This is a genomic window from Frankia sp. AiPa1, assembly GCF_023243075.1.
Classification (GTDB): Bacteria; Actinomycetota; Actinomycetes; order Frankiales; family Frankiaceae; genus Frankia.
In genome coordinates, this window is record NZ_JALKFZ020000142.1 from 123,483 (window position 1) to 136,116 (window position 12,634).

Below are 12,634 nucleotides of genomic sequence, written 5' to 3' on the forward strand. Positions count from 1 at the left end.
CAGTTCAGATCGTGCGGGCGCGCCGAGACCGCAGTAGCGCGGGCGTCGCGGGCCTTGGGCGTCGCGGGTTCAGGAGCCGACGCGGGTTCAGAAATCGAAGGCGCGGTCGACGGCGTCCAGGATGCGGTCGACGTCCGGCAGGTAGTGGTCCTCAAGCCGGGCTGGCGGATACGGAGTGTCAAAGCCGGTCACGCGCAGCACCGGCGCCTCGAGCGAGTAGAACGCCTCCTCGGTGACCCGTGCCGCCACCTCGGCGGACACCGACACGTTCGACGGTGCCTCATGCACGACGACCAGCCGCCCGGTGCGCCGCACGGAGTCGAGCACCGGGCCGAGGTCGAGCGGCGAGAGCGAACGCAAATCGATGACCTCCAGCGATCTGCCGTCGTCCGCGGCGCTGACCTCGGCGGCGTCCAGGCAGGTCCGGACGGTCGGGCCGTAGCCCACCAGAGTCGCGTCGCGCCCGGCTCGCACGACGGCGCTGCGGTGCAGGCCTTCCGTGGCCGTCGCGGAGAGGTCGGTCAGCGGCTGCGGGACCATCGGCGACTTCTCCCAGTAGCGCCGCTTGGGCTCGAGGAAGATCACCGGGTCGTCGGAGCGGATTGCCTGCTGAATCATCTGATGCGCGTCGGCGGGGTTCGAGCAGGCGACGACCTTCAGCCCGGCGGTATGGCAGAAGTACGCCTCGGGTGACTCACTGTGATGTTCGACGGCGCCGATACCGCCGCCGAACGGGATGCGGATCGTCACCGGCAGCCGGATCCGGCCCGCGGACCGGTAGTGCAGCTTCGCCAGCTGGCTGACGATCTGGTCGAACGCGGGGTAGACGAAACCGTCGAACTGGATCTCGCAGACCGGGCGGTAGCCGCGCATGGCCAGGCCGATCGCGGTCCCGACGATCGCCGACTCGGCCAGCGGAGTGTCGATCACCCGGGCCTCGCCGAACTCTCGTTGCAGGCCGTCGGTCACCCGGAAGACCCCGCCGAGCGTCCCGACATCCTCGCCCATCACGATCACCTTGGGATCGGCGGCCATCGCCGCATGCAGGCCGAGGTTGAGCGCCTTGGCCAGAGTGATCGGAGCCGGCGGCCCGCTGGCGGTGGCGGGCGATGTCGCCGGCACGGAGGCCGCGTCCGCCGCGCCGCTCCCGTCCGTGCTGCCGCTCCCGTCGGTTCGCTGCTCGTCGGTCACGATCATTGCGCCGGTCACCACGCCTCCTCGGTACCGTGCCGTTCGCCCGCCACGACTGCGCCCTCCCGCTCCACGATGCCCGTGCCGTCACCCGATGCCGTGCCGCCAGCGGGCGGTGCGTCGCCGCTGGTGGCGGCGAAGGCCGCACGCTGCACCGCCACCAGCGCATTGTCGGTGACCTGCACATGGTCGAACAGAATCGCCGGATCGGGGTCAGGTAACGCGCGACACCGTACGCGCAGGTCCTGCGCCAGCGTGTCGGCCTCCAGCTCGAGGTGGCGCTGTCGCTCGTCATCGAGCAGGCCGATGGCGACGAGATGGGTGCGCATCCGGTCAAGGGGGTCACGGCGGCGCCACCGCTCGAGCTCGTCCGCTGCCCGGTACCGGCTCGGGTCGTCGGCGGTGGTGTGCGCTCCCATCCGGTAGGTGAGCGCCTCGACCAGGACCGGCCCGCCTCCGGCCCGGGCGGTGGCCAGCGCCCAGCGGGTGACGGCCAGGCAGGCCAGCACGTCGTTGCCGTCGACGCGGACACTGGGGAAGCCGAAGCCGGTCGCCCGGTGGAAGATCTCGGTGCGGCTCTGCCGGCTGGCTGGTTCGGAGATCGCCCACTGATTGTTCTGGCAGAAGAACACCACCGGTGCGCCGAACACGCCCGCCCAGCCGAACGCCTCATTGACGTCGCCCTCGCTGGACGCACCGTCACCGAAGTAGGCGATCGCCGCGCCGTCGCTGCCATCGCGGGCCATGCCCATCGCGTAGCCGGTGGCGTGCAGCGTCTGCGCGCCGACGACGATCGAGTACAGCGCGAAGCCGTGCTCGTCCGGATCCCAGCCGCCGAGGCTCGTCCCACGAAAGATCGCCAGGATGGCCTCCGGATCCACCCCGCGGCACCAGGCCACCCCGTGCTCACGGTAGGAGGGGAAGGCCATGTCGTGCGGGCCCAGGGCCCGTCCCGAGCCGACCTGTGCCGCCTCCTGGCCGCGCAGGCTCGCCCACAGGCCCAGCTCGCCCTGGCGCTGCAGGCTGGTGGCCTCCTCGTCGAAGCGGCGCACCAGCAGCAGGTCCCGGTACAGGGCAACGAGGTCGGCGCCGGTGAGATCGGCGACGAGGGCCGGAAGGTCAAGATCGGCGGCGTCGGGTTCCGTAGCGGTCATCCCACGGCCATCATCCGGCTGGCCGGCCAAGGCGGTGTCCGCCGCGGGCGACGTCGCCTCGGACGCCTGAGTGATCCGCCGACCGCCCGGGGTGAGCAGCTGCATGAGCTCCGTCACATTGGGCAACGATAGACCTTGCCGGGGCCCTGGCAACCGGATCGGCCGGACTCACCGGTTCCGCGTGTCCGATTGCCGGCCGAAGCGGGGACGGCGGGCCGCGGCGCGGATGGCTCGGTACGGTGGCGCGGTGACGAGTGCGCAGGACGTGACCCGACCGCCGGCCCGCCGCGACCTCGGGAAGATCGGGATCTGGAGTGGCCAGTTCGACTTCTCGTCGGCCGGCGCGGTCCGGGAGGCGATCACGGAGCTCGACGAGCTCGGCTACCCGACGTTGTGGACGGGTGAGGTGAAGGGCCGCGAGGTACTGGTCACCGCGAGCCTGGCGCTGGCCGCCACGTCCCGGATCACGATCGCCACCGGCATCGCCCAGATCCTGGCACGTAATCCGCTGACGATGACCGCGGCCCAGCTCGCGCTCGCCGAGGCCTTCCCGGGCCGGTTCCTGCTCGGCCTCGGCGTCTCGCACGCCGAGCTGATGCACATCCGCGGCGCCGCCTACACCCGGCCGCTGTCCCAGATGGCTGCCTATCTCGACGAGATGGACCGGATGGCCACCGAGCAGTATCGCGGCGTCCCGCCGGCCGGCACCCCGCCGCGGGTGCTCGCGGCGCTCGGTCCGAAGATGCTGGCCCTCGCTCGGGACCGAGCCGACGGCGCCCACTCCTACTTCGTCCCGCCGGAGCACACCGCGGCGGCCCGCGAGATCCTCGGCCCGGACAAGCTGCTCATCCCCGAGCAGGCGTTCGTCCTGCACACCAACCCGGACGAGGCCCGGGAACTCGCTCGCCGACACACCGGTTCCTATCTGCGCCTGCCGAACTACACCTCGAACCTGCGCCGGTTCGGCTTCGACGACGACGATCTCGCCGGCTCCGGCTCCGACCGGCTGGTGGACACGATCGTCGCCTGGGGGGATGTGGACGTCCTGCTCGGCCGGATCAAGGAGCATCTCGACGCGGGCGCCGACCAGGTGGCGGTGCAGGTACTCGACTTCGACCGGCGTGGCCTGCCCCGCCGGCAGTGGCGCGAGCTCGCCCCCGCCCTGCTCGCCCTGTGACGTCCGGGTTCCGGTGAACGCTCGGGAGGCGTCGGGGCCCGGTCGTCGGCGTTCGACACCGGCTCGCCCGGTCATGGCCGGTCTGGTTGGGATGGTCCTGGTCCTCACGGCGTGCTCGCTGCCCGACGGCGACAAGGACACCCCGTCCCCGAGTGCGAGTGCGAGTGCGACCGTGGGCTCCCGATCCGGCTCCGGGCCTGGCGGCTCGGCAGGTTCTTCGGCGTCGCCGTCCCGGGCGGCATCCGGGCCGGTCGGCGACGGTCCGCGCCGGGCGACCGGCCAGCCGGTCACGATCGCGTTCGGCGGGGACATCCATTTCGCCGGCTCGCCAGGGCAGCGGCTGGCCGCCGACCCGTCCACCGCTGTCGGGCCCATGTCGAGCACGCTGTCCGCGGCCGATCTCGCGATCGCGAACCTGGAGACCGCGATCACCGACCGGGGCACCCCGGCGCCGAAGGAGTTCACCTTCCGGGCCCCCGCCACCGCCTTCGACGCCGTGCGTTCCGCCGGCCTCGACGTCGTGACCATGGCGAACAACCACGGCATGGACTACGGCGAGGTCGGCCTGCGCGACTCGCTGGCCGCCGCGTCCGCCGCGCACTTCCCGGTGATCGGCATCGGCCTGGACGACACCGGAGCCTTCACCCCGTACCGGACGACGATCAAGGGTCAGCGGATCGCGGTGATCGGTGCCACCCAGGTCCTCGACGACGAGCTCGCCGCCGCCTGGACCGCCGGACCGGGCAAACCCGGCCTCGCCTCCGCCAAGCAGGTCGACAAGCTGGTCACCGCCGTGCGGGCCGCGCGGTCGACGGCGGACACGGTGATCGTCTTCCTGCACTGGGGCGTCGAACAGCAGCAGTGCCCTGCCACCCCGCAGCGCACCCTCGAACCGCTGCTGACCGCCGCCGGTGCCGACATCGTCGTCGGCAGCCACGCCCACGTGCTGCTCGGCGGGGGCTGGGCGAGCGACGGCGCCTACGTCGACTACGGCCTGGGGAACTTCGTCTTCTACGCCTCCGGTTCCGGCCACAACACCGAGTCCGGCGTGCTGCGACTGACGGTGGCCGGCCGCGCGGTCACGGGCGCCGACTGGGTGCCCGCCCGCATCTCGGGCGGCGCTCCCCGTCCGCTGACCGGCGCCGCCGCAACCCAGGCCGTCGCCAGTTGGAACGCCCTGCGCTCCTGCACCGGCCTGTCCGCCACCCCGCCCTGACGTCTGTGTCCCCAGGGCTGTCGTCGCCAGGGCTGTCGCCGCAGTGGTCAGGTGGTCGACTCGGCCGCCGCGGCGCAGGTCGCGCAGGTGCCGTAGATCTCCACGGTGTGGGCGACGTCGACGAAGCCCTCGGCGGCGGCGACCGTGGCCGTCCACTGCTCGATCTCCGGACCGGCGATCTCCACCGTGCGCCCACACTCGCGGCAGACGAGGTGATGGTGGTGGGCCTCGGTGGCGCAGCGGCGGTAGACGGTCTCGCCGTCGTCCCGGCGGATCATGTCGACCTCGCCCCGGTCGACCAGCACCTGAAGATGGCGGTAGACGGTGGTCAGCCCGACCGCGGTGCCCTGCGCGCGCAGCAGCGCGTGCAGGTCCTGGGCGCTGGTGAAGGCATCCGTCTCGGTCAGGGCCGCGCATACGGCGTCGCCCTGACGCGTCGCGCGCACGGTCGTGCCACGACCGGGCGCTGCGCGGCGATCGGTCGGCCTGCTGCCCTCTTCGGCGATGCGCACTGGCGTTCCCTCGGCCATTTTCCTATCTTCGCGCGTGGATTGACCGGCTGTCGCGTTTCCACCGGCCGGTGTGGGCAGCCGCCGGTCGGGCCGGCGGCTCTGACGTGACCGAGCTGACCGGAAGGGTCAGGCGGGCGGGCAACGCCGTAGACCGTACAGGGTTCCGGTGAGTGCGAAGGTGCGGGTGGAGGCCGGGCACCAGCCGTCGTGGCGCAGCGCGGCGAGCTCGGCCGGGGCGCCGCGCCGGTCGTAGGCGAGCACGAACAGCAGCACCATGCTGCCGGCCGGACGCGGTCGGGCGCGCACCGCGGCGGCCGCGCCCTCGCGCCCGCGTCCCGATGGTTGACCCACGGCAGCCAGGAACACCGTGGCCGAGCGCGGAATCCGCGCGGCGTGGGTCCCCTCGGTGTCGTCGCTGAGCTCCATGCCGTACAGCCAGCCGGCGCGGGCGAGCCGGCCCCCGACGAGCATCGTGTCCCCGGGGCGGTAGAGCGTCCGCGCGGCGACGGTCGCCATGACCATGCCGTCGATCGGTCGCACGGCGTCCCGCTCGCGCCACAGCCGGCCAAGCCCCCCCGCCGCGCTCAGCGGCACCGCCGCCAGGCCCACCAGGCACAGCAGACTGAGTGCACTGGTCGCCTGGACCGCCGCGGTCCGGCTCACGCCGGTGGACCGGGCGGCCCGCCAGGCCACGCGGGCCAGTTCGTCCGCGCCGGTCGCCGCGACGATCACCAGAAGGGGGACCACGAACAGGTTCGTCCGGCAGGCGCCGAACGGCCAGTAGCGGCCGGCGCTGGCGGCGAGCGCGAGCAGTTCCGCGCCGCCAAGGGCCACCAGTACCGTTGCGCCGCCTGGTCGCCGCCACAGCGTGCGCACCCCGACTGCGACGGCGACCGTGGTCGCGCTGCCGACGAGGGTCGTCAGAACCCGGTGACCCTCGAGCAGCGAGTGGATCAGGTTGGGGTCGTAGCGGTCGATGCCGGGCGGGGCGCCGCCGAGGATCGCGCGCACCTGGTCGCCGATGAAGCGCAGACCGCCGAGGAGACCGCGGTCGGCGAGGAACTGGTCGTCCCAGAAGTGGCTTGCCCGCTGCCCGGACTGGTGCCCGATCCACAGTTTCACGTGGATCCCGGCGATGAGCAGCGCCGGGATGGATCGCCAGGCTGCCAGTCGCTCCCGGAGGGCATCCCGGACCGCCAGCGGCACCAGCAGGAACACCGCCGGCATCGAGACCAGCGCGAGCGCGCCGGCGAGCGTCCGGTTGCGCAGCCGGTGTGCGCGCGCGGCCCACAGCGCGATGATCGCGAGCGTGACGACGGCCTCGAGGGCGTACGGCTTGAGCTGTGTCCCCGAGTCGACCACCGTGACGCTGCCCGCCACGGCCACCGTGGCACCGGCTGCCGCGACCCTCCCGGTGAACCGCCGTGCGGTCAGATACGTGCCCGCGGCCAGGACCGGCACCCAGATGACGGCGCCGACCAGCCGCAGCGACCAGGCATGCCAGCCGAGCACGTCCCCCGCCAGGCGGGTCAGCGCCGTCGTACCCAGCGACGACGGCGCGTTCGCCCGACGCAGCTCCGACCAGAACGATGCCGCCGGCTCGCCCGCGAAGTGCGGCCGCCACAACTCGTCGTACCACAGCGGCCGGCCGATCCGGGCGCGCAGCACGATCTCCACTCCGACGACAGCCCCCGCGAGCAGCAGCGCCACCAGAACATCCCGCCGGCCCCACGCGCTCCGGTGGCCCCTGGACGATTCGCTCCTGTGCGATTCATCCACAGGTTGTCCACAGAGCTTCGTCCCCCTGTGGACATTCCTGTGGACAACTTCGTCGATGTTGTGGATAAGCTCGGGCCGGCCGGGGGTGCTGGACGGGATCGATATCGACACTGGCGGAAACGTCCGCTAAGGCTGCTTGTAGTAGGCAAGGAAGCGGTCGATGCGGCCGACGGCGTCGGTCAGGTCGGCCACCGAGGGCAGAGTGACGATCCGGACATGGTCCGGATGCGGCCAGTTGAAGCCCGTGCCCTGCACCAGCAGGATGTTCTCGGCGGCCAGCAGGTCGAGGACGAATCGCTCGTCGTCGGCGATCGGGTAGACCTCCGGATCCAGCCGCGGGAACGCGTACAGGGCCCCGCGGGGTGGCACGCAGGTCACCCCGGGGATGGCGTCCAGCAGCCGGACGACGGTGTCCCGCTGCTCGCGCAGCCGCCCGCCGGGGAGCACGAGATCCTCGGCACCGCCGTCCTCGCCGAGGGCGGCGACCACGGCGAACTGGCCAGGGACGTTCGCGCACAGCCGCATGTTCGCGAGGATGTTCAGTCCCTCGATGTACGAGGTGGCGCGCTCGCGCGGGCCGGACAGCACCATCCAGCCGGCGCGGAACCCGGCGAGCCGGTAGGCCTTCGACAGGCCGTTGAAGGTCACGCAGAGCAGATCGGGCGCGATCGACGCCGTCGAGACGTGCTCGGCGTCGTCGTAGAGGATCCGATCGTAGATCTCGTCCGAGAGCAGCATCAGTTCGTGCCGCCGGGCGATCTCGACGATGCCCTCGAGCACCGCCGGAGAATAGACGGCGCCGGTCGGGTTGTTCGGGTTGATCACGACGATCGCCCGGGTGCGCGGGGTGACCTTGCGCGAGATGTCCGCGAGGTCGGGCGCCCAGTCGGCGGACTCGTCGCACAGGTAGTGCACCGGCCGCCCGCCGCACAGGCTGACCACCGCCGTCCACAGCGGGTAGTCCGGCGCGGGCAGCAGCACCTCGTCGCCGTTGTTGAGCAGCGCCTGCAACGACATCATGATCAGTTCGGAGACGCCGTTGCCGAGGTAGACGCTGTCCGGGCTGATTCCGCCGATGCCCTTGCGGATGTGGTAGCGCACGACCGCCTCGCGCGCCGAGACCAGGCCCTTGGAGTCGCTGTAACCCTGGGCGTCGGCCAGGTGTGCCATGACGGACTGGAGTACCTCCGGCGGTGCGGAGAAGCCGAACGGGGCAGGGTTGCCGATGTTCAGCTTGAGGATGCGCGCGCCGGCCGCTTCCAACCGGGTCGCCTCGTCGAGGACCGGCCCGCGGACGTCGTAACAGACGTCGGCGAGCTTGTCGGACTGGGAGAACTCCATCTACCCAGAGTAGGTGGGGCGTCCAGCGGATTTTTCCCGGGCCGGCGCTCGCGGCACCGACTCACCCCGGGGGAGTGAGCGAACGACCAGGGAGACCGTGAAGAACGCCGCGACCGTCAGCACGATCGCGCCGCCGGCGGCCACGTTCCACTGCTCGCTGACGGTCAGCCCAATCACTCCCGAGAGGACTCCGAGCGCCATCGCCACGGCCGTCATCGCCCCGGCGCGCGCGCACCACAGCCGGGCGGTGGCGGCCGGGCCGACGATCAGCGCCACCGCCATGATCGTGCCCACTGCCGGCAGGGAGGTCACCACCGTCGCCTCGAGCATCAGCAGCAGGACGAGATCGAGTGCCCGGGCCGGGTAGCCGGCGGCAGCCAGCGCTGTCGGGTCGAACGCGCCGAGGAGCAGTTCCTTGCGCAGCCCGGCGAGCACCACGAGGACGAGCACGGTGGTCACGGCGCTGACCAGGATGTCGCTGGGCGCGACGGTGAGCACCGAGCCGACCAGGAAGGCGGTGAGGTCCCGGCTGAACCCGTTCTGGGTGGACATCAGCGCGATCCCCAGCGCGAACCCGCCGGAGAGCACGACCGCCGTGACGCTGCTCGTCTCCCGGCCGTGGCTCGTCCCACCTCCGCCCGCTCTGCCCCCGTGTCCCGCCCCGGTCAGCAGCGCCACGACCGCGACGAGCAGAACGCCGAAAACCCCCGCGCCGAGCACCAGGCCGACGCCCAGCAGCGACGCCAGCACAACCCCGGGGAAGGTGGCGTGGGTGAGCGCCGTGGTGAGAAAGGCCAGCCTGCGTAGCACGACCTGGACACCTACCGCGCCGCAGAGTAGCCCGAGTAGCACCACCTCGATCAGCGCGCGCCGCACATAGCCGTCGCCGAGCGAGCTGAACAGGGTCACCGAACCACCGCCGTCCGCGTGCCCAGCACCCGACGGACCCCGCGGCGCACGCCGTGCCCGAGGAGCACCAGGGCGTACCCGGCGACCAGGACCAGCACGATGGTCGCCCCGGCAGCGAGCCGTACCCCGTGATCGATCGACGCGGCGTAACTGGTGGCGAGCCCCAGCCAGGCGCCGAGCATGCCGAGGCCGGTCGCCACCGCGACGATGACGGCCAGTCGGTCGAAGAGCAACCGGGCCGTCGCCGCCGGCACCACGAGCATGGCGATGACGAGCACCGTGCCGACCGCCTGCACGGCGGCGACCACCACCAGCGCGATCAGCATGTTCCCGACCAGGTCGAGCAGGGTGATCCGGTAGCCGGAGGCACGGGTCCACTCCCGGTCGAACGCGCCGGCCAGCAGCGGGCGGCCGAACGCGAGTAGCACCAGCACGGCGAGGACGGCCACCGCGGCGGTGACGAGGATGTCGTCCCGCCGGGTCGTCAGGACGTGGCCGAACAGGAACGCGGTGAGGTCGGCGGTGTAGGACCGCTGGCGGGAGACGAGCACGACCCCGACCGCGAAGAAGGCGGTGAGCAGCACGGCCAGGGTGGCGTCGTCATGGATCCGCTCGGTTGCCGCGACCAGGGTGAACAGCCCGACGGCGAGGACCGCGCAGACCAGCGCGCCCGGCACGATCCCGGACTTTCCGGACACGACGAAGCCGATCACCACCCCGGGGAAGACCGTGTGCGTGATCGCATCGGTGAGGAAGGCGAGGCGGCGCACGAGCACGTACACCCCGACCGCGCCGCACAGCGCGCCGAGCAGCAGCGCCTCCACCAGCGCACGGGCCATGTACGGCGCGCCGAACGGGCTGATGAGGAATCCGGTGATCACCGGGTGAGGATCAGACCGTGATCCCCGACCGCCAGGGCCGCCCCGCCGTAGGCCTGCCGCAGCAGAGCGGGGGTGAGCACCTCCTCCGGGCGGCCGAAGGCGAACTGGCGCCGGTTGAGCAGGAAGACCCGGTTGCAGGTCGACTGGGCCAGGGGAAGGTCATGGGTGGAGACGATGACCGCCGCGCCGCCGGCGCTCAGGTCCCGGACCGCGTCGAGCAGCGCTTCCTGGGAGACCGCGTCGACCCCGTTGAACGGCTCGTCGAGCACCAGCGCCGCCGGCTCTGACGCGATCGCCCGGGCCAGCAGCACCCGCTGACGCTGGCCGCCGGAAAGCAGGCCGAACCGGTCCCGCGCCCGGTGCTCAAGGCCGACCGTGGCCAGCGCCGCCTCGGCGGCCGCCCGGTCCGCCCGGCCCGGCGGGCGCAGCCAGCCGATTCGCCGGTAGCGCCCCATCAGGACGACCTGGGCGACGGAGATCGGAAAGTCCGGGTCGAGCGTGTCCGCCTGTGGCACGTAGGCGACCTGGCGGCGGGCCTGTGCGGGCGGGCGGCCCAGCACGACGATCGAACCGGAGACCACCGGCACCAGGCCGAGCACCGCCTTGATGAGGCTCGACTTGCCGGCCCCGTTCGGCCCGACGAGGGCGACGATCTCCCCGTGGCGCACTGCTCCGTGGACCTGTTCGACCGCGGGGAACCGGCCATAGGCGACGCTCGCGTGCGAGAAGACGATCGCGGCGTCGTTGACCGGCGGTGGCATGCCGCTAATGAAAACCGTTGTCGATGCCGGTGTCAAACGCGACATCTGCCGCGGGGCCGACCGCGGGGCCGACCCCGGGGCCGACGGAGCCGAAGTCGATCAAGGTGTTCCGCGGAACCGCCCGGCTGCCGCGCGACCCGGTGTCGCAGCCGATGCCCGTCTCGCGCTCACGTGGCGTCGCGGGCGGCACGCTCGAGCAGGCTGCGCAGCTCCCGACCGAGCGAGCGCGGTTCGCCGAGCGGCTCGTCGAACAGGATCCGCACCGGGTGGGCACCTGTGGCGTCGACCCGCCACAGGTTGATGCCGCACCGATCCAGGCTGCTGACGTACGCCCCGGCAAGGTCCTGGTCGGCCGTGTGCCGGCCGCCGAAGCTGCTGACGAGCTGACGCATCTGGTCGGCGTGCCGGGTGTTCAGATGCTCGATCAGCTCCGGCGCGTACGCGTCGATGAGGTCCGGCTCGGCGAAGGCATAGGTGGACAGGTCGATGCGGCGCCCGACCGTCGAACTCGACCAGCGGCGCACCTGCTCGGGCTGGCCGGTCGGCGGCAGGCAGAGCACGACGTCGTCCACCGATACCGCGAGCATCGCGAGCCCCTCGGACACCGCGCCGATCGGGTCGATGGTGCGGCCCAGGTCGGCGAGGCGACGCAGGATCTGCGTGGTGGGGCCGGGTACCACCCGGAGGGTGCCGGTGAGGATCAGCCGCTCGCCGAGGTGCCCGGGGACCTCGATCCAGCTTCGCCGCCCGCCGTGGGCGGCCCGGGCGATGCGTCCGTCGGTACGGGCCATCAGCAACGGCTCGCCCCCGTCGTCGATCATTCCCACCCAGCCGCGGGCCCGCTCGCACGGCAACGTGAGCAGCGCGGTACGTCCGCTGGCGAGCACCGTCCGGGCGCGTCGCGCCAGCTCCGCCATCTCGTCGGGCGCTCCCGTGTCGTCCAGGCCCGCGCGGCCATCCACTCGCACGCGGCCGTTCTCGCTCACCGGGTCGTTTCCGCCCACCAGTACCTCCATCGCAACCACAGGTCGTCAGGTTAGGCTTACTTAAGTCCCTGGTGGGGTGGGGGTCAAGTACTGGCCCGCCCTGGGGGCGGGGGGGTCGCGCGAATGTGGTCCCGATGTCGCTGCGGCCCCGCTCTGGGTCGACCCGGGTCTTCCCGGCGGCGCGGGGCTTCTAGGCTGTCGGAGAGGATGGATGTCTTGCCCTTGAGGAGGAGGTGCCGGTGATCTTCAGATTGGTGGGAGACGGTCGCCCGTACCCCGAACACGGCCTTGGACAGCGGGACTGGGCAGCCATACCCCCACGCCAGGTCCGGCTCGACCAGCTCGTCACGACGAAACGCGTGCTTGCGCTTGATGTTCTGCTCGACGATGACTCGACCTTCTATGGCGATCTGTTCCCCCACGTGATCGAATGGGGTGGCGCCCTCTACCTGGAGGACGGGCTGCACCGGGCGGTGCGGGCGGCGCTGCAGCAGCGCACCTCCATCCACGCCCGGGTCTACGTCCACGCGGGGCCCCGGCTCAGCGACGCGGCCCAGACCTCCGCCGCGCACTAGGGTTCTTCTCGCGGATCATGATGGTCCATCACAGCAGACCGGCCGGTTCCCGCCCGATCCCGGCCCTCCTCACCGCCGCTGTGCGTGACGACGGATCGGCCCCGGAAAACCTCCGTGTCGCTTCTACCGGGTTACGAAGGAGCAAATCGAAC

The 12,634-nt window shown here is 72.0% G+C and carries 12 protein-coding genes; 3 read left to right on the forward strand and 9 right to left on the reverse strand.

The window, feature by feature from the left end:
• Window positions 1–87 precede the first annotated feature (87 nt).
• Together MXD95_RS16255 and pdhA are read right to left on the reverse strand one after the other, a co-directional pair.
• Entirely contained in the window at window positions 88–1,035 is a 948-nt protein-coding gene (locus MXD95_RS16255; protein ID WP_250641504.1) for an alpha-ketoacid dehydrogenase subunit beta, read from the reverse strand.
• A gap of 170 nt (window positions 1,036–1,205) precedes the next feature.
• Window positions 1,206–2,471 (reverse strand): pyruvate dehydrogenase (acetyl-transferring) E1 component subunit alpha, encoded by a 1,266-nt coding sequence (pdhA, locus tag MXD95_RS16260; protein WP_480024078.1) that lies wholly within the window; start codon window positions 2,469–2,471, stop codon window positions 1,206–1,208.
• Window positions 2,472–2,571: 100 nt separating this feature from the next.
• Between pdhA and MXD95_RS16265 the strand changes: the two genes are divergently transcribed.
• Entirely contained in the window at window positions 2,572–3,522 is a 951-nt protein-coding gene (locus MXD95_RS16265) for an LLM class F420-dependent oxidoreductase (RefSeq protein WP_251078458.1), read from the forward strand.
• 73 nt (window positions 3,523–3,595) lie between these two features.
• Entirely contained in the window at window positions 3,596–4,738 is a 1,143-nt protein-coding gene (locus MXD95_RS16270; protein ID WP_250641466.1) for a CapA family protein, read from the forward strand.
• Window positions 4,739–4,785: 47 nt separating this feature from the next.
• Here the strand turns inward: MXD95_RS16270 and MXD95_RS16275 are convergent, their stop codons facing one another.
• The 7 genes from MXD95_RS16275 to MXD95_RS16305 form a co-directional block, all read right to left on the reverse strand.
• Window positions 4,786–5,268: a Fur family transcriptional regulator gene (locus MXD95_RS16275; RefSeq protein WP_250641467.1), complete on the reverse strand. Its 483-nt coding sequence runs from the start codon at window positions 5,266–5,268 to the stop codon at window positions 4,786–4,788.
• Between the two features lie 108 nt (window positions 5,269–5,376).
• The gene (locus MXD95_RS16280) at window positions 5,377–6,960 is read right to left on the reverse strand and encodes a hypothetical protein (protein ID WP_250641468.1); all 1,584 of its coding nucleotides are present in this window, start codon (window positions 6,958–6,960) and stop codon (window positions 5,377–5,379) included.
• A 195-nt stretch (window positions 6,961–7,155) separates the two neighbouring features.
• Window positions 7,156–8,370 (reverse strand): pyridoxal phosphate-dependent aminotransferase, encoded by a 1,215-nt coding sequence (locus MXD95_RS16285; protein WP_250641469.1) that lies wholly within the window; start codon window positions 8,368–8,370, stop codon window positions 7,156–7,158.
• The gene (locus MXD95_RS16290) at window positions 8,371–9,279 is read right to left on the reverse strand and encodes a metal ABC transporter permease (RefSeq protein ID WP_250641470.1); all 909 of its coding nucleotides are present in this window, start codon (window positions 9,277–9,279) and stop codon (window positions 8,371–8,373) included.
• Window positions 9,276–10,118 carry a metal ABC transporter permease gene (locus MXD95_RS16295; protein WP_251078479.1) on the reverse strand — a complete coding sequence of 281 codons (843 nt, stop codon included), beginning with the start codon at window positions 10,116–10,118 and terminating at the stop codon, window positions 9,276–9,278. The genes MXD95_RS16290 and MXD95_RS16295 overlap by 4 nt, the downstream gene beginning before the upstream one ends.
• A gap of 38 nt (window positions 10,119–10,156) precedes the next feature.
• Window positions 10,157–10,921 carry a metal ABC transporter ATP-binding protein gene (locus tag MXD95_RS16300; protein WP_250641471.1) on the reverse strand — a complete coding sequence of 255 codons (765 nt, stop codon included), beginning with the start codon at window positions 10,919–10,921 and terminating at the stop codon, window positions 10,157–10,159.
• Window positions 10,922–11,088: 167 nt separating this feature from the next.
• Window positions 11,089–11,937, reverse strand: coding sequence for a DUF2470 domain-containing protein (locus tag MXD95_RS16305; protein WP_308301505.1), 849 nt, complete (start codon window positions 11,935–11,937; stop codon window positions 11,089–11,091).
• Between the two features lie 209 nt (window positions 11,938–12,146).
• On the opposite strand from MXD95_RS16305, the gene MXD95_RS16310 reads away from it, so the two are divergent.
• Window positions 12,147–12,482 (forward strand): type II toxin-antitoxin system VapB family antitoxin, encoded by a 336-nt coding sequence (locus MXD95_RS16310; RefSeq protein ID WP_250641472.1) that lies wholly within the window; start codon window positions 12,147–12,149, stop codon window positions 12,480–12,482.
• The last annotated feature ends 152 nt before the right edge of the window (window positions 12,483–12,634 follow it).